The organism is Sphingomonas sp., from assembly GCF_965227385.1.
Classification (GTDB): Bacteria; Pseudomonadota; Alphaproteobacteria; order Sphingomonadales; family Sphingomonadaceae; genus Sphingomonas.
Genome location: NZ_OZ245750.1, coordinates 3,285,827 through 3,307,924, shown reverse-complemented (window position 1 = coordinate 3,307,924; position 22,098 = coordinate 3,285,827). Strand labels below are relative to the sequence as shown.

21 protein-coding genes are annotated in these 22,098 nt (G+C 65.9%); 13 read left to right on the top strand and 8 right to left on the bottom strand.

Annotation, left to right across the window (positions count from 1 at the left end):
* Positions 1-17: 17 nt before the first annotated feature.
* From ACO05N_RS16190 to ACO05N_RS16175, 4 genes are read right to left on the bottom strand one after another with little or no spacing between them, the layout of a single operon-like run.
* The gene (locus ACO05N_RS16190) at positions 18-1,226 is read right to left on the bottom strand and encodes a dihydroorotase (protein WP_422058021.1); all 1,209 of its coding nucleotides are present in this window, start codon (positions 1,224-1,226) and stop codon (positions 18-20) included.
* The gene (locus ACO05N_RS16185; protein ID WP_422058020.1) at positions 1,223-2,215 is read right to left on the bottom strand and encodes an aspartate carbamoyltransferase catalytic subunit; all 993 of its coding nucleotides are present in this window, start codon (positions 2,213-2,215) and stop codon (positions 1,223-1,225) included. Before ACO05N_RS16185 ends, ACO05N_RS16190 begins: the two co-directional genes overlap by 4 nt.
* A 35-nt stretch (positions 2,216-2,250) precedes the next feature.
* A complete protein-coding gene (ruvX, locus tag ACO05N_RS16180) occupies positions 2,251-2,712 on the bottom strand; it encodes a Holliday junction resolvase RuvX (RefSeq protein ID WP_422058019.1) in 462 nt (153 codons plus the stop codon).
* Positions 2,709-3,860 carry a DUF3089 domain-containing protein gene (locus ACO05N_RS16175; RefSeq protein WP_422058018.1) on the bottom strand — a complete coding sequence of 384 codons (1,152 nt, stop codon included), beginning with the start codon at positions 3,858-3,860 and terminating at the stop codon, positions 2,709-2,711. The genes ruvX and ACO05N_RS16175 overlap by 4 nt, the downstream gene beginning before the upstream one ends.
* Positions 3,861-3,972: 112 nt before the next feature.
* On the opposite strand from ACO05N_RS16175, the gene ACO05N_RS16170 reads away from it, so the two are divergent.
* From ACO05N_RS16170 to ACO05N_RS16135, 8 genes are all read left to right on the top strand, one after another.
* Entirely contained in the window at positions 3,973-5,715 is a 1,743-nt protein-coding gene (locus ACO05N_RS16170) for a DUF4153 domain-containing protein (protein WP_422058017.1), read from the top strand.
* A gap of 43 nt (positions 5,716-5,758) precedes the next feature.
* Positions 5,759-6,046, top strand: coding sequence for an Asp-tRNA(Asn)/Glu-tRNA(Gln) amidotransferase subunit GatC (gatC, locus tag ACO05N_RS16165; protein WP_066660166.1), 288 nt, complete (start codon positions 5,759-5,761; stop codon positions 6,044-6,046).
* Positions 6,046-7,530, top strand: coding sequence for an Asp-tRNA(Asn)/Glu-tRNA(Gln) amidotransferase subunit GatA (gatA, locus tag ACO05N_RS16160; protein WP_422058016.1), 1,485 nt, complete (start codon positions 6,046-6,048; stop codon positions 7,528-7,530). Before gatC ends, gatA begins: the two co-directional genes overlap by 1 nt.
* Complete coding sequence (locus ACO05N_RS16155) at positions 7,527-7,685, top strand: hypothetical protein (RefSeq protein ID WP_422058015.1); 159 nt, start codon at positions 7,527-7,529, stop codon at positions 7,683-7,685. Before gatA ends, ACO05N_RS16155 begins: the two co-directional genes overlap by 4 nt.
* Positions 7,682-9,142: an Asp-tRNA(Asn)/Glu-tRNA(Gln) amidotransferase subunit GatB gene (gene gatB, locus ACO05N_RS16150; RefSeq protein ID WP_422058014.1), complete on the top strand. Its 1,461-nt coding sequence runs from the start codon at positions 7,682-7,684 to the stop codon at positions 9,140-9,142. The genes ACO05N_RS16155 and gatB overlap by 4 nt, the downstream gene beginning before the upstream one ends.
* A 137-nt stretch (positions 9,143-9,279) precedes the next feature.
* Entirely contained in the window at positions 9,280-10,038 is a 759-nt protein-coding gene (locus tag ACO05N_RS16145) for a hypothetical protein (RefSeq protein WP_422058013.1), read from the top strand.
* Positions 10,039-10,042: 4 nt separating this feature from the next.
* On the top strand, positions 10,043-11,203 hold the full coding sequence (locus tag ACO05N_RS16140; RefSeq protein WP_422058012.1) for a M48 family metalloprotease: 1,161 nt from the start codon (positions 10,043-10,045) through the stop codon (positions 11,201-11,203).
* Position 11,204: 1 nt separating this feature from the next.
* Positions 11,205-11,798, top strand: a complete 594-nt coding sequence (locus ACO05N_RS16135) for a hypothetical protein (protein WP_422058011.1) — start codon at positions 11,205-11,207, stop codon at positions 11,796-11,798.
* 4 nt (positions 11,799-11,802) lie between these two features.
* Here ACO05N_RS16135 and ACO05N_RS16130 read toward each other — a convergent pair whose 3' ends face one another.
* Positions 11,803-11,988: a hypothetical protein gene (locus ACO05N_RS16130; RefSeq protein WP_422058010.1), complete on the bottom strand. Its 186-nt coding sequence runs from the start codon at positions 11,986-11,988 to the stop codon at positions 11,803-11,805.
* A 307-nt stretch (positions 11,989-12,295) separates the two neighbouring features.
* On the opposite strand from ACO05N_RS16130, the gene ACO05N_RS16125 reads away from it, so the two are divergent.
* From ACO05N_RS16125 to ACO05N_RS16105, 5 genes are all read left to right on the top strand, one after another.
* Positions 12,296-12,856, top strand: coding sequence for an RNA polymerase sigma factor (locus ACO05N_RS16125; RefSeq protein WP_422058770.1), 561 nt, complete (start codon positions 12,296-12,298; stop codon positions 12,854-12,856).
* A complete protein-coding gene (locus tag ACO05N_RS16120; RefSeq protein ID WP_422058009.1) occupies positions 12,849-13,805 on the top strand; it encodes a FecR family protein in 957 nt (318 codons plus the stop codon). Before ACO05N_RS16125 ends, ACO05N_RS16120 begins: the two co-directional genes overlap by 8 nt.
* 84 nt (positions 13,806-13,889) lie before the next feature.
* A complete protein-coding gene (locus ACO05N_RS16115; protein ID WP_422058008.1) occupies positions 13,890-16,916 on the top strand; it encodes a TonB-dependent receptor in 3,027 nt (1,008 codons plus the stop codon).
* Positions 16,917-16,962: 46 nt separating this feature from the next.
* Positions 16,963-17,865 carry an alpha/beta hydrolase gene (locus tag ACO05N_RS16110; RefSeq protein WP_422058007.1) on the top strand — a complete coding sequence of 301 codons (903 nt, stop codon included), beginning with the start codon at positions 16,963-16,965 and terminating at the stop codon, positions 17,863-17,865.
* Positions 17,865-18,968 carry a pectinesterase family protein gene (locus ACO05N_RS16105; RefSeq protein ID WP_422058006.1) on the top strand — a complete coding sequence of 368 codons (1,104 nt, stop codon included), beginning with the start codon at positions 17,865-17,867 and terminating at the stop codon, positions 18,966-18,968. Before ACO05N_RS16110 ends, ACO05N_RS16105 begins: the two co-directional genes overlap by 1 nt.
* 117 nt (positions 18,969-19,085) lie before the next feature.
* Here the strand turns inward: ACO05N_RS16105 and ACO05N_RS16100 are convergent, their stop codons facing one another.
* The 3 genes from ACO05N_RS16100 to ACO05N_RS16090 form a co-directional block, all read right to left on the bottom strand.
* Positions 19,086-19,931 carry an acid phosphatase gene (locus tag ACO05N_RS16100; protein WP_422058005.1) on the bottom strand — a complete coding sequence of 282 codons (846 nt, stop codon included), beginning with the start codon at positions 19,929-19,931 and terminating at the stop codon, positions 19,086-19,088.
* 83 nt (positions 19,932-20,014) lie between these two features.
* Entirely contained in the window at positions 20,015-20,668 is a 654-nt protein-coding gene (gene fsa / locus ACO05N_RS16095) for a fructose-6-phosphate aldolase (protein WP_066656352.1), read from the bottom strand.
* On the bottom strand, positions 20,665-22,098 hold the full coding sequence (locus tag ACO05N_RS16090; RefSeq protein ID WP_422058004.1) for an FAD-dependent oxidoreductase: 1,434 nt from the start codon (positions 22,096-22,098) through the stop codon (positions 20,665-20,667). Before ACO05N_RS16090 ends, fsa begins: the two co-directional genes overlap by 4 nt.

Sequence of the window (22,098 nt, the reverse complement as noted above, 5' to 3'; positions counted from 1 at the left end):
CCCGGCCCTTTACTTAGTCAGGCTACTTCGCTGCCGCCCTTGAACAGCCGCACCGCCTTGCCCTGAACGGGGAGGCCGTCGAACGGGGTGTTCCCCGCCTTTCCGGCCATCGCGTCGGCGGCGATCTGCCACGGCGCATCGGGATCGATCAGGACGAGGTCCGCGGGCATGCCCGCCGCGAGCGTGCCGGTGTCGATGCCGAGGATACCGGCGGGGTTGCGTGCGACGAGCGCGAACAGGCGGTCGAGCGTCAAATGGCCGTCGCGGACCAGCCCCAGACCCAGCGTCAGCAGCGTTGCCGCACCTGCCATGCCCGGAGTCGCATCGGCGAACGGCAGGCGTTTTTCCTCCGGCCCGCGCGGATCGTGGCCCGAACACAGCACGTCGATCGTCCCGTCAGCAAGCGCGGCGAGCGCGGCCAGGCGGTCGCTATCGTCGCGGAGCGGGGGAGACAGGCGCGCGAAGGTGCGGAAATCGGACAGGTTGATGTCGGACAGAAGCAGATGCGCCGGGGTGATGCCACAGGTGACGCGCACGCCGCGCGCCTTGGCGGCCCGCACCAGGTCGAACGCGGCGGCGGTGGTCAGCTGGCGGAAGTGAAGCGCTGCGCCGGTCGCTTCGGCCAGGGTCAGGTCGCGCTGGACCGCCAGCGCTTCGGCGATCGCGGGGGCGGCGGGGAGGCCGAGCCGAGTCGCGGTCTCGCCTTCGGTTGCCACGGCGTTGCGAGTCAGTCCGACGTCTTCGGGGTGCGAGATGACGACCATCCCGCAATCCCGCGCATAGCCCAGCACGCGGCGCATGACGCCGCTGTCCGCGATCCAGCCGCGACCGCTGCCGACGGCGCGCGCGCCCGCTCCGGCATTGGTGGCATATTCGGCAAGGTCGGTCCCCTCCAGCCCGCGCGTGGCGGCGGCGATCGGGTGGACCCAAAGTTCCGGCTTGCCCATGTCGGCGGCGCGCTGGACCAGGCCGGGGCCATCGAGGACGGGCGACTGGTCGGGCATCAGGCCGATGCGCACGATTCCGCCGGCGCGGCACGCCGCCTTGTCCATCGCGAACACGCCGAGGTCGGTGAGGGCAGGGGCCAGCAGCTTGCCGCCGCAGTCGACGACCTCGGCCCCGTCGGGCGCAGTGTTGGCGATCCGCCCGTCGGCGACGAACAGGTCGCCGCTACGCGCACCACCTTCAGGGCAGATCAGCCGGGCGTTGCGGAAGATGCGGTTCATGCCCAGCCCTCCACGCCACGCGCACGCCGGGTCAGCACGTCGAGGCACGCCATCCGCACTGCCACGCCCATCTCGACCTGTTCGGTGATGGCGGAACGGCCGGGCAGGTCGGCGACAACCGAGTCGATTTCGACCCCGCGGTTCATCGGGCCGGGGTGCATGATCAGCGCATCGGGCTTGGCACGCTTCAGCCGTTCGAGCGTCAGGCCGTAATTGAGGTGATATTCGCGCGTCGAGGGGATGTAGGCCCCCGACATGCGTTCGTTCTGGAGTCGCAGCATCATCACCACGTCGGCCCCCTCCAGCGCCGCATCGAAATCGGTAAAGGGGGAGACGTGCATCTTCTCGATCGCGGCGGGCATCAAGGTGGACGGGGCAACCACGCGGACCTCGGCGGCGAGCGCAGTGAGGGCGAGGATGTTCGAGCGCGCAACGCGGCTGTGCAGGATATCGCCGCAGATCACGACACGCTGATGTGCGATGGCTCCCCGCCGACGGCGGATGGTGAGGGCGTCGAGCAGCGCCTGGGTCGGATGCTCATGGCTGCCGTCGCCGGCATTGAGCACCGGGCAATCGACCTTGTCTGCGATCAGCTGAACGGCGCCGGAGGACATGTGCCGGATCACGATCACGTCCGCGCGCATTGCGTTGAGCGTCATCGCGGTGTCGATCAGCGTCTCGCCCTTCTTTACGCTCGATTGCGCGGCGTGCATGTTGACGACATCTGCGCCGAGCCGCTTGCCCGCGATCTCGAAGCTCAGCAGCGTCCGCGTCGAGTTCTCGAAGAACGCGTTGATCTGGGTCAGCCCGTCTAGGCGATGGTCGCTGGGCGCGCGGTTGCGGTTCGCCTCGATCCATTGTTCCGCCTCGTCGAGCAGGAACAGGATTTCGTGCGGCTGGAGCCCGGAAATGCCCGTGAGGTGCGCGTGCGGAAACACGGCGCGCCCCTGAATCTGGGCGCCGGGGCGATGATCGATCGGCGGTTGCATTAAAGGTGCCGGTTAGCGAGGCGGGGAGGGCAAGTCTAGCCCGCGGCGAGCGCGTCGATCGCCCCTTGCAGGATGTAGCTTGCGGCAAGCTTGTCGACCCGCTCGGCGCGTTTGGCGCGCGAGAGGTCTTCGGCGATCATCTGACGTTCGACCGCGGCGGTGGACCAGCGTTCGTCCCACAGGAAGATGGGCAGGGCGAGATCGGCCATGTTGCGGGCGAAGGCACGGGTGGACTGGGTGCGCGGGCTGTCGGTCCCGTCGAGGTTGAGGGGCAGGCCGATCACTAGCCCCTTGACCTGTTGGTGGCCGATCAGTGTCACCAGTTCAGCCTTGTCGGCGGTGAACTTGGTGCGCTTGATCAGGTGCGCGGGGCTGGCGAAGGACCAGCCGGCATCGCACAAAGCCGTCCCGATCGTCTTGGTCCCGACATCGAGCCCGAGCAGGCGCCCGCCGTCGGGCAGGGCATCGCGAAACGCAGCGGCGTCGGTGGTAATCATCCCACTGCCCGGCGCGCAAAGAGGTCGATCCAGGCGCTGCGCCGCGTGCGATAGGCGGTCAGCCGCCGTTCGGCGTCGGCGCGGACATTGCTCCAGAACAGCGTGTAGTCGAACACATGATAGTTGTTGCCGGGCAGGACATATTGCCCGCCAACCCCCTGCGGTACGGTTCCGAGCAACAAGAAGCCGCGACCGTCGCAACGCAGCGTCGTCTGGCTCTTCGCCAGCGTGGCCGAGGAGAGGTCCGATGCTGGAAGCAGGTTGCCGACATCGAACATCGCCGCGTCCTTTGCGGCCGGAACGCCGGTAACGGGGTTGGTGCAGACCATCGCCGTGCCCTTGCGCGGCGCGCCGGTGAAGCCGGTCGAGGCGTCGAACGTGTCGAGGATCAGCGATGGGTCCGCGGGTTCGGCAAAGCTCTGCCACGAAAGGATGCAGCCACTCTGGTCGGCGGCGGTGCATTCGGGCAGGCCGAGTGCAGGCAGGTCCGCCGCTTTCGATATGGGCCAGCCGACGACATAGGCAGCGACGATGCGCTTTGCGAGGGGCTTGCCCGCGACGCGATCGCGCAACAGGCGGGTGAGGTGCAGCGCGCCCTGGCTGTGCCCGGCAAGGATGATCGGGCGGTCGCCCGCTTCCTTCAGGAACTGGTCAAAGGCAGCGGTGATGTCGCCATAAGCGAGGTCGAGCGCCTGTTGCGCATCCGCCTTGCTGGTCAGGAACGCGCCGAACGTCGCCTGCCGATAGCGCGGCGCCCAGATCGCGCCCGCGCCGTTGAACGCGCTCGCCTGTCCGCGCAGGAACAGGTTGGCGCGGTCGTTCGCCTCCTCGTCATCCAGCGGCGCATTCCACTTCGCGCGGTTGAGGTAGGAGGTCGGGTGGAGGAAGAACACCGCCGCCTCGGGCTTGTCGGCCGGCTTGATCCCCTGTGGCGTCCACAGCGCGGGGTTGCCCGGCTTGTCGGGGCGGGCGAGCCACATGTCGGCGCGCGCATAGCTGCCTCTGGGCAGCGCTGCCTGTGATTCGAAGCGCCCGCCGGGGACCATGGCCTGCCGCAGCAGTTCCACACCCCAGATCCGGTACGCAAAGGTCGCTGCAAGCGCGAGCACGATCAACACCGCCACGATATAGAGGAACTTACGTGCCACTCGGGCCTCTCCATTGTGCAATGCAGCATGAGGGGCTGCCGGGCAATCGCTTTCCGTTGCGCGATGGTTGCGAAGGATGCAAGCTCGGCAAACGATCACGAAGGGGCAGGGGATGAGCGAAGCGGTCGAACAACGGGACGAGCGCTGGCCGCTGCTGCCGCCCGTCCTCGCCGGGCTGGGCCTGGTGGGCGGCCTGATTGTCCACTGGATTTTCGGTACCGGCTATCAGCCCGAGATCAGCGCCCTGCGTCTCGCGCTGCTGAGCTTTGTCAGCGTGTCGGCGATCCTGTTCGGGTTCGTCGCGATCCGCACGGACCTGATCCGCTCGGCGCTCTTCGCGCTTGGATGCGGCGCCGTTGCGGCGCTGATCCTCTATTTCAACGGCGCAACATCGGGGTGGAGCGCGACCGAGGGGTGGCGGCTGGCCTGCCTCGCGCTCGCCATCGGCATCGCGGCGCCGTTGTTTCAGGCCGGGCGTGAGGGCGGGTATCGGCCGTTGTCCTATCCGCTGGCGCACGATCACGCCTGGACCAATGCGGTGCTGTGGTGCCTCAGCTGGGCATTCGTCGGCATCGTGCTGCTGCTGTCGTTCCTTCTGGCGGCGCTGTTCGACCTGATCGGTATCGACCTGCTCTCGGACCTGTTGCGGGAAGAGTGGTTCTGGCGTCCGCTGGTCGGGCTGGCGTTCGGGCTGGGCCTCGCATTGCTCCGCGAGCAGCGGCGGATCGTGGGATTGCTGCAGAATGTCGCGATGCTGGTGCTCGGCGTGCTCGCGCCGGTGCTGGCGGTCGGGCTGGGTCTGTTCCTGATCGCGCTGCCGTTCACCGGGCTGGAGCCCTTGTGGGAGGCGACCAAGGCGACCACGCCGATCCTGCTCGCCTGCGCGGTCGGGGCGCTGTTGCTGGTCAATGCGGTGATCGGCAATGGCGGCGACGATGCCCCGCGCAACCGCGTGCTGCGCTGGGCGGCGTTGGTGCTGGCGGTGGCGACCCTGCCGCTGGTCGGGATCGCGGCCATCGCGACCGGACTGCGCATCGGGCAATATGGCTTCACGCCGGAGCGGTTATGGGGTCTCACTTTTGTCGTCATCGCGAGTGTGGTGGCGGTCGCGTACCTCGCCAGCGTGATCCGCGAGCGCGGCGGCTGGGCGGAGCGGGTGCGACCCGCGAACCTGCATCTGGCGATGATCGTGTGCGGCGTCGCGCTGCTGCTCGCGACGCCGCTGGTCAGCTTCAATGCGATCTCGACCCGTGATCAGGTCGCGCGGCTGGAGTCGGGGAAGGTGTCGCCAGACAAGTTCGACTGGGCGGCGCTGGCGTTCGACTTCGGCGAGCCGGGGCGGAGGGCGCTGGAGCGGTTGAAGACGGCGAGCAATCGAACGATCGCAACGCTTGCGCGGACGACTGCGGCCAGAAAGACGCGCTACGAAGCCGATGACGCGCCCGAGCGCGCGCGTCGCGATGCCGTTGTCCAACGAGGCGTTCGAATCCTGCCGCGCCGGGTGCCACTGCCGCCGCAATTGAGCGCGCTATTGTCGGACTGGAACGTCTGCGGCGACATGACCAATCAGGGCTGTGTGCTGCTCTACACTTCTGGAGCGACCGAGGCGCTGGCGGTGTCGGGCGGCTGCGTTGCGAGCCCGAACGCAGCGCGCCACGTCACCAGTTGCAACGTGCTGCGTTTGTCTGGCGCAGGGGGCCGCTGGGTCGCGGACGACCGGCCCAAGCCAGCATTGGACGAGGCTACGTTGGCGGCGCTCCGCGAGGCGGCGGCGCGTGGGCAGATTGCGATCCGACCCGTTCAGCGACGCCAGGTATTTATCGGCAACGTACCCGTCGGCGATCCGTTCGAATAACCCCGCTTGCTGAAACGGGGGCGTCGCTGCTAGGCGCTCCCCCATGTCCGTAGAACCCGCCACCGTGAAGAAGGTCGCGAGCCTTGCGCGCATCGCGATCAGCGATGCCGACGCCGAGCGGCTCGCGCCTGAGCTCAACAACATCCTCGGCTGGATCGAGCAGCTGGGCGAGGTCGATACTTCGTCCGTCGAGCCGATGACCGCCGTGATCCCCAACACGCTGCGCCTGCGCGATGACGTCGTGAATGACGGCGACATGCGCGACGCGGTGCTGGCCAATGCGCCGCTCGCCGAGCATGGCTTTTTCACCGTGCCGAAGGTGATCGAATAATGACCGACCTCACCAACCTCGGCGTCGCCGCGCTACGCGACGGCATTCGCGCTGGCGAATTTTCGGCACGCGAAGTCGCCGACGCCTTCATCGTCAAGGTGAGCGCGGCCAAGCAGCTGAACGCCTTCATCGTCGAAACGCCCGAGCACGCGCTCGCCGCCGCGCGTGAGGCTGACGCCGCGCGTGCCGCTGGCGAAACGCTCAAGCCGCTCGCCGGCGTGCCGATCGGCATGAAGGACCTGTTCTGCACCAAGGGCGTGCAGACCACCGCCGCCAGCCACATGCTGGAGGGGTTCAAACCGGTCTATGAATCGACCGTCTCGCAGAAATTGTGGGATGCGGGCGCGGGGATGCTGGGCAAGCTGAACCTCGACCAGTTCGCGATGGGATCGTCGAACGAGACCAGCTATTTCGGCAATGTCATCTCGCCCTGGCGGCGCAAGGATGGCGGGAATGCACCGCTGGCACCCGGCGGATCGTCGGGCGGCAGTTCGGCGGCGATCAGCGCGCGGCTCGTGCCCGCGGCGACCGGCACCGATACCGGCGGCTCGATCCGTCAGCCCGCGGCGTTCACCGGCATTTCGGGGATCAAGCCAACCTATGGCCGCTGCTCGCGCTGGGGCGTGGTGGCGTTCGCCTCGTCGCTGGATCAGGCGGGGCCGATGGCGCGCGACGTGCGCGATTGCACGATCATGCTGGAGGCGATGGCGGGCTTCGACGCGAAGGACGCCACCTCGCTCAAGCTCGACGTGCCGAAGTGGGAGCAGGGGCTGAACCCCGACCTGCGCGGCAAGAAGGTCGGGATTCCCAAGGAATATCGCGTCGACGGCATGCCGAGCGAGATCGAGGCGCTGTGGCAGCAGGGCATCGACTGGCTGAAGGACGCGGGCGCGGAGATCGTCGAAGTCTCGCTGCCGCACACGAAATACGCGCTGCCGGCCTATTACATCATCGCGCCGGCGGAGGCGTCGTCGAACCTCGCCCGCTATGACGGCGTGCGCTATGGCCAGCGCGATCTGCCCGATGGGGCGGGGTTGCAGGACATGTACGCCGCGACCCGCGCCGCCGGCTTCGGGCCTGAGGTGCAGCGCCGCATCCTGATCGGCACCTATGTCCTCTCGGCGGGCTTCTACGACGCCTATTACACCCAGGCGCAAAAGGTCCGCACGCTGATCGCTCGCGATTTCGAACGGGCGTGGACGCAGTGCGATCTGCTGCTGACCCCGACCGCGCCGAGCGCCGCATTCGCGCTGGGCGAGAAGAGCGCCGATCCGCTGGCGATGTATTTGAACGACGTTTTCACCGTGCCCTCCTCGCTGGCTGGCATCCCGGCGATGTCAGTGCCCGGCGGGCTGGACAAGGACGGGCTGCCGCTCGGCCTGCAGATCATCGGCAAGCCGCTGGACGAACAGGGCGTGCTCAACGCGAGCCTTGCGATCGAGCAGCGGGCAGGATTTACGGCGCGGCCGGAGCAGTGGTGGTGAGCGTATCGGACGCGATTGCCTCGGCTGTTGGTCGGGTCATCGAGTTGATACCTGCTTTTCGCGAGCGCAGGCGCCCAAGGCCGAAGCTGTCCGGTCGAGATCAACAACGTCAGCAAGATGCGCTGCGTCGTGAAATTGAAGAGCTGAAGAAATGAGCGAATCCGCATACCGCATCAAAGGCGAAACCGGTGAGTGGGAGGTCGTGATCGGCCTTGAGGTCCACGCGCAGGTCACGTCCAACGCCAAGCTGTTCTCCGGCGCCGCGACCGCGTTCGGGGCGGAGCCGAATACGCAGGTCAGCCTCATCGATGCGGCGATGCCGGGCATGCTGCCGGTGCCGAACATCGAGTGCATCCGGCAGGCGGTGCGCACCGGCATGGCGATCGACGCGCAGATCAACAAATGGTCGCGCTTCGACCGCAAGAACTACTTCTACGCCGATCTGCCGCAGGGCTATCAGATCAGCCAGCTCTACCACCCGCTGGTGGGCGAGGGCGCGATCGAGATCGACATCGATGGCGAGACCAAGACGATCGGGGTCGAGCGCATCCATGTCGAACAGGACGCAGGCAAGCTGATGCACGACCAGCATCCGCGCCTGTCCTATGTCGACCTCAACCGCAGCGGCGTGGCGCTGATGGAAATCGTGTCGAAGCCCGACATGCGCTCGCCGGCCGAGGCCGGGGCGTATCTCGCCAAGCTGCGTTCGATCCTGCGCTATGTCGGCTCGTGCGACGGCAATATGGACCAGGGCTCGATGCGCGCCGATGTCAACGTCAGCGTGCGCAAGCCCGGTGCCGAGTTCGGCACGCGCACCGAGACCAAGAACGTCAACTCGGTCCGCTTCGTCATGCAGACGGTGGAGATCGAGGCGAAGCGCCAGATCGAGGTGCTGGAGAGCGGCGGCACGATCGTGCAGGAAACGCGCCTGTTCGACCCCGATCGCGGCGAGACGCGGTCGATGCGGTCGAAGGAAGACGCGCACGACTATCGCTACTTCCCCGATCCGGACCTGCTCCCGCTCGAGCTGGACGACGAGTTCCTCGATGCATGCCGCGCCTCGCTCCCCGAACTGCCCGATGCCAAGCGCGCGCGCTACATCGCGGCGGGGGTGACGCCCTATAATGCCGGCGTGCTGACCGCCGAGGTCGAAACCGCGCGCTATTTCGATGCGCTGCTCGACGCGGGTGCAAAGGGCGCGGCGGCGTCCAACTGGGTGACGTCGGAACTGTTCGGCGCGCTCAATAAGCTCGGCAAGAGCATCGAGGAGTCGCCGGTCAGCGCCGCACAGGCCGCCGAATTGCTCGGCCTCGTTGCTGATGGCACCATCTCGGGCAGCCTCGCCAAGCAGGTGTTCGAGATCATGCTCGAAACCGGCGACAGCGCGGGCAGGATCGTCGAGGAGCGCGGGCTCAAGCAGACATCCGATACCGGCGCGATCGAGGCGGTAATCGCTGAAGTGCTGGCAAAGAACCCGGGCCAGCTGGAACAGTATCGCGGCGGCAAGGAAGCGCTGTTCGGCTTTTTTGTGGGTCAGACCATGAAGGCGATGGGCGGCAAGGCCAATCCGGGCGTGGTTAACGACCTGCTTAAGAAGGCACTGGCGGGTTAGATCAAGCTTTGTGAGCCGGCCCTGCCTGACCGATCAACGTGTCTGTTGCTCAGGTCCCGATGCTACTTGCGGAAACGCCGAATGTCGCGCAGCATTACTGCGCGCCGAGGGGGTTGATTCGGCGCCAAGGGGGGCTGATGTTCGGAAAGTTGATGCTTGGCGTCGCGGCTGCGGCGCTTGTTGCTACGCCTGCGTCTGCGCGTCAGAAAAACCATACGGCACAGGGCTATGCGCTTCCCGCTGACAAGCCGGTGACAATATTGCTGATGCGCCCCGACATGGAAGTCGGCGAGATGCAGGCCGGCGGGCTGATCGAACCGAACGCCGATTGGACCAAGGCCGCGCGCGAACACCTCGCCAAGGCACTGCAGGCGTCCCATACGGCGCGCAACATCGAGCTCAAGACGCTCGATCCCAGCGCGGACAGCGAGCAACTGATCAACGATTATGAAGCGCTGCACCGCGCGGTTGCCGATGCGATCATCACCTACAAATATTACGGCGCGAAGCTGCCGACGAAGAAGGACAAGTTCGACTGGACACTGGGGCCGGACGCCAGGAAGCTGGGCGAGGCATCGGGGGCAAATTACGCGCTCTTCTTCTACGGTCGCGACAATTTCGCGAGCGCAGGGCGCAAGGCGGTTCAAGTTGCGGGCTTTCTGGGCTGCCTGATCGGCGTCTGTGTCATCGCCGGCGGTGGCCAGCACGTCTACTATGCGTCGCTGGTCGAGCTTTCGACCGGAAATGTCGTGTGGTTCAATATCCAGCGCGGATCGAAGGGCGATGTGCGCGAGGAGGCCGGCGCGCAGAGCATGGTCGATGCCGTCATGGCCTCAATGCCGTCCCGCCCTGGTGAGGGGGGCGTCGCCCCGGTAGCGGCCGCGCGCAAGCGCTGATCCGATGCGCGGGCGGATCGTAACCGCGGTTGCCTTGCTTGCAACCGCAGCAACGCTGTGCGCCGGACCTGCGCGTGCGGCGCAGGTGCCGACTCCGGTCCCGGCGGTGGGCGAAGGACCGCAGGACGCTGACGAGCGCGGGCTGTGGATGCAGGTGGAGGATGCCGAGCGGCGGCTCAAGGCATCCAATTTCCTGGTGCGCGACGCCGAGATCAACGCCTATGTTCGCGGCGTGATGTGTCGCACCGTGGGCGAGGCCGAGTGCGCGCGGGTGCGCATCTACATTACGCGCACGCCCTATTTCAATGCGAGCATCGCCCCCAACGGGATGATGCAGATCTGGACCGGGCTGTTGCTGCGGGTCCGTAACGAGGCGCAGCTGGCGGCCGTGCTCGGGCATGAATATGCCCATTTCAAGGAACGCCATTCGCTTCAGACATTCCGTAGCATCAAGAACAAGACCAATGCGATGGCCTGGCTGTCGTTCGTGCCATTCGGTGCGCTGGCCCAACTCGGGTTGCTCGGTTCGATGTTCGAATTCTCGCGCGATATGGAACGCGCGGCGGACAAGGGGTCAATCTCGGCGCTGGTGGCCGGCAAATATGATCCGATGGCGGCGTCGGCAATCTGGAGCCAGTTGAGTGCGGAATATGACGCGACCGCCGCCGCCCGCAAGACCAAGCGGCGCGGGGAGGGCGGCATGTTCGCCAGCCACCCGCCCAGCCTCGAGCGGATGCAGGCGCTGAAGGCGCAGGCTGAAGCCGTGCCACATGCGGACGGGCGGGAATTGGGGGAGGAGCGATATCGCGCGGCGATCGCGCGATACTGGCCCGATCTGATCGACGACCAGATCAAGCTGAACGATTTCGGCGGAACCGAGTTTCTGCTGGGCCAGCTGGCATCGGCTGGGTGGAACGCGGATCTGCTGTTCGCGCGGGGCGAATTGTATCGCACGCGCGCCGCGGTCGGCGATTTCGAGCGCGCTGCCGACTTCTATCGTCAGTCCCTTGCCGGGGGCGGTCCGGTGGAGGCGCATCGCGGCCTGGGCATGGCGCTGCTTCGGGCGGGCCAGACGGTCGAGGGGCAATCCGCGCTGAAAGAGTATCTCCGGCATCGACCGGAGGCAAAAGACCACGCAATGATCAAGATGTTGGCGGGAGGCTGAATTGAACAAGCTCATATTGTCTGCCGCAGCGGCGGCACTTTTGGTGTCCGCGCCTGCGACGGCCGGGTTCAAGCTGATGGCACCGGGGCAGAGTCAGCTGATCCGCAAATCGACGATGTCGGTGACGCCGACGATCGCGTGGAATCGGCTCGGCGCGCGGCTGGGTCGTAACGCCGAGGCGTGGACGCTGGACGGCCATTCGCTGAACGATCTGATCTTCTATTCGGCGATCCCTGCGGGCGGCACGCTGTTCCGCGAGGTCGACAAGAAGAACAAGCCGCTTCCGAAATTCGATTCGAAGATGCTGGCACCCGACGTCGCCGCCATGTTCGAATCAACCTATCGTATCGCGGCGTCGACCTCGCTGTTTACCGTCGACGCGATCGAGCCTGCGACCTTTGCCGGCCAACCCGGCTTCCGCTTCGCCTACAGCTTCGCCGTCCAGGGCGAAGAGGTGCGTCGCTCAGGCGAAGCCACGGGCGCGATTATCCGCGGGCAATTGTACATGATCACTTTCGAGGCGCCGAAGGTCTATTATTTCGACCGCAACATCGCCGATTATCGTGCGCTGGTGGCGTCAACCAAGGTGGCGTGATTGTTCACGCCACCGGCTGAACCGGGGTCGAGGGCGGATCGCCGCCCGGATGCGGGGCGGGGATGTCGATGTCCGGCGCCGGAGGCTCGATCTCCGGCGTGGCGGGTGCCGGCTGGCCGGGCTGAGGCATGGGCGGCGCCTCGGGCGGCGGGATCGATGGCTGGGCGGGGATGGGCGGCTCGACGGGCATGAAGTGTCTCCTGTCACCGTGAAACGCGCCTCCACGATATTTGGTTCAGCGCCGCGCCTGGCGCGTGCGGCGCAGCGCCGATCGTTGGGGATTGGCGCAACGTGTCGACGCGATCGATCGTCACCTCGGATATTCTCACGCGAACCCGGGTCATCCTGCGCAGCTGCCAGCCGCGTGCCCGCGCGTGAGGCCGGTCGGGCGAGACCCGCGGCAGTCCTCCTCGGGGCAACGCAAGTCCCAAAGAAAATTTGGTGCGCTTGACGGAAACCGCGCCGATACGACTCTTGAGGGTTGGAGGGGGAGTTTTATCAACACGCGTGAGGAGTTAGCTGCATGGGTCGGTCGCGAGATCCTTCCCCTGGAACGCGACCTGCGATCCTGGTTGCGGCGGCGTGTCGCGTCGCCAAGCGATGTCGAGGATATCGTGCAGGAATGCTATTGTCGGCTCGCCCGTCTGCACGACGTCACGCATATCACCCAGCCGCGCGCCTATCTCTACACCGTCGCGCGCAACATCCTGCAAAATCAGCTGAGGTCGGCACGTGTGGTCCGGCTTGAAGCTCTCGCGGAACTGGACATGGAGTGGAGCTCCGACGATCCCTCGCCCGAAGACGTCGTCATGGCGCGGAGCGAACTGGGACGGGTGCAGGCGGCGCTGGCGACGTTGAGCGACCGCGCACGGGCCATTTTCATCATGCGCCGCCTGGAGGGCATGTCGCAACGCGAGATCGCGCAGACGATGGGCGTATCGGAGGCGGTCGTGGAAAATGACGCGAGCCGCAGCCTGCGCGCCATTCTCCGCCTGCTGACCGATCCGGACGCCGTGGCCGAGCCCGGCCTTGCGCGGGGGAAGCGTCGCAATGCGTGATGCGATCGAAGCCGAAGCCGCCCGCTGGGCGCTGCGCCATCCGCTCTCGCCCGACGAGCGCGTGGCGCTCGAGGCGTGGCTGGCGGCGCACCCGCGCCATGCCGGCGCGCTGTTGCGGGCGCAGGCCGCGCTCAGCAGCATCGATCGCGCCATCTCGCCGGAGCCGGCCGGGTCCGCAGAGGAGGAGGAGACGGCCGCGACGCCGCGTAGCCGCCGCTGGGTCCTGGCCGGCGCCGGAAGTATCGCCGCCGCCGCCGCGGTCACAGCGGTGATCGGGTTACGTGGCGCTTCGGCAGATCACGTTGCGACCGGTCCCGGTGAAATCCGCCGCATGCCGCTGGCCGACGGGTCGATCGCGGCGATCGATGCCGAGAGCGAATTGCGCATCGCCCTGGCCAAGGACGCGCGCCGGATCGATCTGGCACGTGGTCAGGTGTGGTTCCAGGTGGCCAAGGACCGGCAGCGCCCGTTCATCGTCGATGCCGGTATCGCCAAGGTGCAGGCGGTGGGCACGGCCTTTTCGGTCAAGCGGACCCGTGACGGCGTGCGCATCGCGGTGACCGAGGGGCGGGTTGCGATCTGGGCATCGGATGCCAGTGGCGCCGTCAGCATCCTCGACGCGGGCGAGTTCGCAGCGTTTCGCGCCGACGGCACCGCGCCGGTGACGGGCAATGCCCCGAGCGCGATCGAGCGATCGCTCGCATGGCGCGAAGGGCAGATCGCGTTGGAGGGCGAAACGCTCGAAGAGGCGGTGGCCGCGTTCAACCGCTACAATCAGCAGCAGCTCGTCGTGCGCGATCCCGCGCTGGGGCGGGAACGGCTGGTCGGCCTGTTCCAGCTCAACAATCCGGTCGGTTTCGCGCGGACGCTGGAGGCGACGCTGGATGCCGACGTCACGGTCACCCCGAACGAAATCGGCCTGTCGCGAAATAAAAACGCCGCCCGGTGACGGAAATCCGGCTGGGCACCGCTCTTCCCCCTTGATCGCAGCATCGCACAAGGCGAGCGCGGAATCGTTGGGGGAGGAGTGCGAATGCGCACGATGAATCATGTTCTGATGTCGAGTGTGGCGGCGGTTGCGGTGCTGGCGGTTGCGCCCGCCGAAGCGGCAGCACAGATTCGCCGGTTCGACGTGCCGGCTCAGCCGGCCCAAACCGGCATTCCCCAATTTGCGCGTCAGGCCGGGATCCAGATCCTTGCCCCCAAGACGATTGTCGACGGGCTCAAGGTCAACCGCGTCAAGGGCACGATGCATGTCGCCACCGCGCTGCGTCAGCTGCTCGCCGGGACCGATCTGGTCGCGGTGGATATCGGCGGTGCGATGGTGGTGAAGCGCCGGCCGGCAAGCCCGCAGGCAGTCGTCGCACCGGCGACCACGACTGCGGCATCGGTGGGCACCGCCGACAGTAGCTCGTCGGTTCCGGCACAGCAGGAAACCGCTGCCACTGCAGCTGAAGAAACCGGGCCGGGCGAAGAGATCGTCGTCACCGGCTTCCGCCAGTCGCTGCAGAACGCCCAGGAGAACAAGCGGCGCGCGGTCAACACGATCGAGAGCATCATGGCGGAGGACATCGCCAAGCTCCCCGACCTCAACCTTGCGGAATCGATCCAGCGCCTGCCGGGCGTGGCCATCTCTCGCGAGGGTGGCGAGGGCCGCAACATCACCCTGCGCGGCTTTGCGCCGGACTTTACCCGGACCACGCTGAACGGGATGGAGGTCCCCGCCAGCAGTGACGGGCTGGATTCGGGTGGCTTCACGGTGAATGCCGGTCGCGCATTCGACTTCCACGTCTTTGCATCCGAATTGTTCAACCGGATCGACATCCAGAAGACCCAGACCGCCTCGATCGAAGAGGGCGGCATTGCCGGCACCGTCGATCTCTATACGTCCAAGCCGCTCGACAATCCGGGCTTCAACGTCTTCCTGTCGGGGCAGGGCGGATATAATTCGCTCACCGGGAAGATCGATCCGCGCGTCGCTGCGGTGGTGAGCAATACCTTTGCCGACGATACGATCGGCGTCCTGCTGTCGGCCGCCTATTCGCAGCGGACCGTCTATCAGGAAGGCTATTCGAGCGTCCTGTGGATCAGCCCCTACGTCAACGGCGACTCCTGGGCCGACACCAACCCGACCGTGACCGGCACGCCGCGCGCGTGCGGAGCGGCCGATCCGCTCGACTGCCTGTGGGCGCCGCGCCTGCCACGCGCCGATTTCTTCGGCAACGATCAGCAGCGATTGGGGTTGACCGCATCGCTGCAATTCCGCCCCACCGAAAAGCTGCTGGTGACGTTCGATGCGCTTTATTCGCGGTTGGACAATGACCGGTACAGCTACAATTCGATGGAGTGGCTGCTGACCCATGGCCCGGCGGGCGGTTTTGTCGGTCAGACCCCGGTGGCGTTTACGATCGCCCCGGACGGCAAGCAGCTGATCGCGGCACAGTTCAACGACGTGACGTCCTGGTACGAAAGCCGCCACCAGCAATCCACGTCGGAATTCAAACAGTTCGTGCTGTCGAGCACCTACGAAATCTCTGACCGGGTGAAGGTCGAGGGCCTGCTGGGGAAGGCGAGCGATGACGCCGACCGCACGGAATTGCGCTTCTACGCGCGCTCGGTGCCGCACGCCTATTCCTATGACTATCGCACCAATCCCTATGTCCCGGTCGTCAGTTTCGGGTCCTATGACCCCAATGCGTTCAGCAACTATGTCGACGCGCTGACCGCGGCGAACCGGATCAATACGGTGCTGAAGGAGAATTACACCGGCAAGCTCGGCCTTACCTATGCCGATGACAACGGTTTCTCTGCCAAGACCGGCTTTGCCTATAACAACCGCAAGGTCCGCTATGGCGAAGGGGCAGGGGCCAATGTCAACTTCAATCCGTCGACCTATATGCGCAACTTTCCCTATCCGAATTTCGGGGAGGGGTTCGAGGGCATCGGGCTGACGCGCTTTGCGGTGATCGATTTCGACAAGATCGCCAGCAGCAACCTGATCCCGGCTGGTTACACCACCAATGTCGGCGCAGGCTGGGAAGTTGGTGAGGAGACGCTGGCGGGCTTTGTCGAGCTCAATGGCAGCTTCGACCTGGGCGGCATGCAGCTGCGGGCCAATACCGGTCTGCGCTACGTCAAGACCAACCTCAGTTCGCGTGCGACGATCGCTGGCCAGCCGGTTGAGGTGACGCGCAGCTACGAGAATTATCTGCCGTCGATGAACCTCGCGCTGGATATCACCGACAAACTGGTCGCGCGCTTCGCCTATGCGCGCAGCATGACGCGGCCCGGCCTGAGCACGCTCAACATTGCCGGACCGGTGTTCGGCTACACCACGCGCACGGTCGGCAATCTCGGCAACCCGGATCTCAAGCCCTATCAGTCGAACGATATCGATGCTGGCCTCGAATGGTATTTCGGCAAGGGCGGACTGCTGGCCGTCAATTTCTTCAACAAGGACATCACGACGTCGCTGACGACGCGGGTTGTGACGCAGATGGTCGACCCGGCCTTCTGGCCGGCCATCTATGCCGACCCGCAATATGACCCGTCCTACAATGCCGATCCGGCGCTGGTGCCCTATACCTTCACGATCCCCGTGAACGCGGACGGCGGCAACAGCGTGAAGGGGATCGAGCTGACCTATAATCAGCCCTTCACCTTCCTCCCCGGGGCGCTGCGCAACCTGGGCGTGGCATCGAACTACACTTATGTCTCTGCCCGCGATTCGACCGGGCTGTCGCGCAATTCGTACAATCTGACGGTCTATTACGACTCGAAGAAGTTCGGGGCGCGGGTGTCGGCGAACAAGCGGGACGATTATCTCCTCTCCCAGCCGGGCAGCAGCGGCAATGCCCAGGAGCGGAAATATGGGCCAACCCATGTCGACTTCTCGGCCTTTTACAACGTGACGCCGCAGCTCACGCTGACCGTCGAAGGGATCAACATCACCGATGAGGTCGAGCGCATCTATGGCACCGGCGACGGCACACAGGACCTCACCCGCGAATACACCCACACCGGGGCGCAGTGGTTTGTCGGTGCTCGCCTGCGTTTTTAAACCGGCGGCCCTCTCCGCAGGTCTGCTCTGCGCCGTCGCCAATCCCGTGGCGGCGCAGAGCCTTTTGCCGATCGATGACAGCTTCAATGTCGCGCGGCGCTTTGCCGCCGATAGCGCGACGCACCCCGAAATCAGGCTGCCGCTACTCCGCACCGTCAGGGGGCAGCGGATGGTGTTCGATCAGCGCTATCGCCAGATCGGCGACCGTGATCTTCACCTCGACATGTTCCTTCCGCCCGCCGGACGATCGAATGGCCTGGGAATTTTGCTGATCCATGGCGGCGCCTGGGCGTCGGGCAACAAGTCGCACAGCTATCCGCTCGCCAATCTGCTCGCCCAGCGCGGCTATGCCGTGTTCATGCCCGAGTTCCGGCTGTCGCCCGAGGCGGAATATCCGGCCGGGCTGATCGACGTGAATGCAGCGATCCTGTGGGTGAAGCAGCGTGGGGCGGAGTTCGGACTGCGCCCAGGTGGTCTGGCGCTGGGCGGCGATTCCTCGGGCGGACAGATGGCGGCGCTGCTCGCCTATTCGGCTGTGCGCGGCCCGTTCGCGCCGCAGCCCGGCGGCGACACACGGGTGCGCGCGCTGATCGATCTGGACGGCGTGCTCGACATGACCGACCCGCTGGCGCTGCACCATGAGGATGCCGCCCGCGCGGCCTCACCCTTCGCGCGCTGGGTCGGTGGCGATTTCGCGACGCAGGCCGCGCGGTGGCGCGCCGCAAGCGCCGCTACCTATGTCGATGCGCGATCGCCGCCGACACTGATCCTCGGCAGCGGTCATGCGCGCTTCACGGCGGGGCGGGGCGCCGTGCAGGCGGCGCTCGACCGGCACGGCATCCGTAACCGCTTTGTGAAGCTGGACGGCGCGCCGCACACTTTCTGGCTCTACGACCCCTATCTCCCGCGCGTCGCCACCGAGATCGACCGCTTTCTCCGGGAACGCTGATGAAGACTGCTCTCACCGCGCTGTGCCTGTCCTTGCTGTGCGCTGCGGGATCGCCTGCGCTTGCCGGGACCGCTCCGCTGAAGGTGCGCACGTCCTGCGCTGAGCAGCCACGGTGCTTCACCACGATCGGGGCAGCGCTGGAGGCAGCCGAGCAAGACCGGTCGGATCGCTGGATCACGATCGAGGTCGGGGCGGGCGCGTTCCGGGAGAAGCCGACGATCCGCCGAAATCGCATCCGGCTGATCGGGCGCGGCATTGGTCGCACCCGGCTCCACTTCGACGCCGTCGCCGAACACGCCGCGCATTATGATCGCGGCCGCTGGGGCACTGCCGGATCGGCGACGCTGACCGTTGCGGCCGATGAGGTCCTCGTATCGGGCATGACGATCGAGAATGATTTCGATTACCTCGGCAATGACGCGCGGCCCGACGGCGATCCGCGCAAGATTTCCAACAGTCAGGCGGTTGCGGTCACGCTGGATACCGCAAGCGACCGCGTCCTGTTCGATCGCGTGGCGATGCTGGGCTATCAGGATACGCTGTTCACCCGCGGCAAGCGGACGATCATCCGCAACAGCCTCATTGCCGGTAATGTCGACTTCATCTTCGGCAACGGCATGCTGCTGATCGAGCATAGCGAAGTTCGTACGCGGCGGCGCGGCGCGGCGACGGATGGTGAACCGTTCGCCTCGTTCGTCACCGCTCCGTCGACAAATATTCAGCAGCCGATCGGTATCGTCATCTATCGCTCGCGCCTGACGCGCGAGCGCGGGGTTGCCGATGGCTCGGTGGCGCTGGGTCGACCCTGGCATCCGACGACGCTCTTCCCGGATGGCCGCTATGCGGATCCTGCGGCGATCGGGCAGGCGGTGTTCATCGATTGCCATATGGACGCGCATATCCACCCGGACGGCTGGGCGAGCATGCCGGGAACCGCGCGCGACGGGACCAAGACGGCGATCTTCCGCCCCCAGGATTCGCGGTTCGCCGAAATCGGTTCGCGCGGTCCGGGAGCCCGGCGCCGTGACATCGGGATAGCGTGGAAGGACACACCGCATATCGCAACGGTTCGGCAGGCGATGTTCAGGCTTCGACCCGACTAAGCCGGTCGGGCGGGAATTGCCCCGCGGCGGGCGCACGCGTCGGTCGGACCTCGAACGCCCCGTGCGACCGCCCGTCGATGGTTTCGACAGCGCGGGGCTGATCGCAGCGCGCAGGCGTCACTGACGCTGCCTTTTGGGTCTCTCATCCGTGCGGTATAGGCGCGAAATCGCGTTGCCAGTGGTCAGAGCCTGCTCCTGCGCGCACGCTGATTTCGACGGACGGGGGGCGCTGCGCCGCAGGCTTGCCACTTCGTCGCGAACCTCATCCAATGCCGATTGATAGGCTGGCTTCGTCGCGACCACCGTCATCGTTGCCGATGCCGCGTAGAAGGCCGCCTCGACGGCGCTCTTGTTGTGCGCACCGCAAACATACCGGCTCTCGCCATAGGCGCGTCCCCGCGCGAGGATCTGCTGCGCGCGGTCCGGCAACGCGGCGCTGAGCACCAGCGCCCAGGTCCAACCCAGCGTCGTATGGCCGGAGGGATAATCGTAGCTCATGCGATCATGCCGACGATCGATCAGCGCGTCGACGGGCTGACAGATCGCGCCGCGATCGATGGTGAACGGGCGCGCGCGTGCGAATGTTTCCTTGGCGATCGACATCTGGCCGACGGTGTCGAGGCTAGCCCGTCGTACGAGTTCGGCGAGCTTAGGCGCATCTTGCGGCGTCAGCTCGATCCCTACAGCGCAGCTGAACTTGCGCAGCATCGCCGTCGGACTCGTATCGACGTCGGAGGCAGCGAGTTGCCATCGGGGCGTTCCTTGCAGCGCGCGGGTGGCACGGAAGATCTTCCGATCCGCCTCATAGCGCGGATCGCCACGGCGCGGAGCCGGCTCCAATAATTTTGACACGTCAAACTCACCCGGAGACAGAAAGCCCGCGCGATCCTCGCTGGCTGCGCCGGTGGTCAGGAGCATGAACGGCAGGAGCATGCAGCTCAGCACTGCACGGGGTCGGGACATATTGCTCTCCAGTTGAATGTAGGATGCCGGTTGCGTGACGCGGCAAGCCGGCGTCGCAATCTTCAATCGGCGACCACGGATGATCAGGCGATGGTCTGTCCGGTCTTCGCCCAGTCGGACAGGAAGCCCTCGATCCCCTTGTCGGTCAGCGGATGCTTGACCAGCTGGCGGATCACCGCCGGCGGCGCGGTCATCACGTCGGCGCCCAGCTTGGCGGCTTCGAGGATGTGGATCGGATGGCGGACACTGGCGACCAGGATCTCGGTCTCGAACGCGTAGTTGTCGTAGATCAGCCGGATATCGCCGATCAGGTCCATGCCGTCGAAGCCGATATCGTCATGCCGCCCCACGAACGGCGAGATGAACGTCGCCCCGGCCTTCGCCGCCAGCAGCGCCTGATTGGCCGAGAAACACAAGGTCACATTGACCATCGTCCCGTCACTGGTCAGCGCCTTGCACGCCTTCAGCCCCTCGATCGTCAGCGGCAGCTTGACCGCGACATTGTCGGCGATCTTCCGCACGATCTCCGCCTCGCGCATCATGCCGTCGTAATCGAGCGCGACGACTTCCGCCGACACCGGGCCGTCGACGATTTCGCAAATCTCGGCGACCACCTCGAGGAAGTTCCGCCCCGCCTTGTGGATCAGCGACGGATTGGTGGTCACGCCATCCAGCAGCCCGGCATCCGCCAGCTCGCGAATGTCGTTGGTGTCGGCGGTGTCGGCGAAAAACTTCATGCTGCTTGCGCCACGGTCATGCGCGAGCCGTCAGCGTTGCGCAGATAGACCCCGCGCTCGAGCTGCTGCCGGCGCAATTCGCCGACATCGATATCGGCTGGCGCGCGATTGCCGCGAACCGATATTTTGGCGGCGCGGCCGGCCGCCTCGCCCATGGCCATGCAGGTCGCCATCACGCGAATTGCGCCCATCGCCTCGTGCGTGCAGGAAATGCTGCGGCCCGCGACGAGGAGATTGCTCACACCCTCAGGGACCAGCGAGCGATACGGGATGTCGTAGCAGTCGCCGCACCAGATCAGCGTGCAATCCTCGTCGCCGGGGCGATGAATGTCGATGGGGTAGCTCGCGACGGCGATCGCATCGTCGAAATGCCTGCACGACAGTACATCGTCCTGGTTCATCACATATTTGCCGACGATGCGGCGCGTCTCGCGAATTCCCAGGAACGGTGCCGTCTTGGTGAAATAGGCGTGTTCGAAGCCGGCGACATAGTTGGTGAGATAGGTGACGATGTCATCGATCTGCCGCCGTCCTTCGATCTCGCCTTCGGTCAAGCTGCGTGCATCGGTGCCATCGGTGCCCTTTACGCGCGTCATGTTGATCCACACCTCGCCCTTTTTGAGGCCGGTGATGATGATCGTGCGCTCGTTGGGAATTTCCAGCCCGCGCTCCGCGCGCGCCTTGGCAATGAGCTCCCGCAAGCCCACCACGATGAACTGGTGGTTCTGGCCGAAATATTCGGCCGGAATGAAATCGGTGAGGTAGGTCCGTGCTGCGGGCGGGGACTCGGCGATCGTGTTGCGGAGCTTGTCCGTGTCGACGCCGGCAAGGCAGAACATCAGCGTCGGCGGTTGCATCCCGCCCTCGCTATTCCCCTTCTCGGTCGGCACCCCGGCCTGATAGGCGACATCGGCGTCGCCGGTACAATCGATGACCACCTTGGCGAGGATCGCGCTGCGCCCGCTCTTGCTTTCGGTGATGACGCCGCGGATCGCGCCGTCTTCAACGATGGTTCCCGCGAGGAAGGTGTAGAACAGGATATCGACGCCCGCCTCGGTCAGCATTTCAAGTGCGACGGTCTTGACCGCCTCGGGTTCGACCAGCGTGATGCCCATGTGAAGCGGGCAGGGGCGATGCTCGCTCGCGCCGTCGCGTTCGTTGCGCAGCCTCTCGATGAACTTCTGGGGGAGGCCGTCGATGATCTGATTGCCCTTTTGCCCAAGGAAGCCAAGCACCGGCAGGCCGATGGTCATGTTGCCGCCGAGGAAGCTGCGGCTCTCGATCAGGCCGACGCGCAACCCATCCTCAGCCGCCGCGAGTGCGGCGGTAAGGCCCGAAGGACCGCCGCCGACCACGAGAACGTCGTAGTTTGCGGTGACGGCGAGCGTGCGTGCGGGTTCCTGGATCGTGCTGACGAACTGCGCTGACAT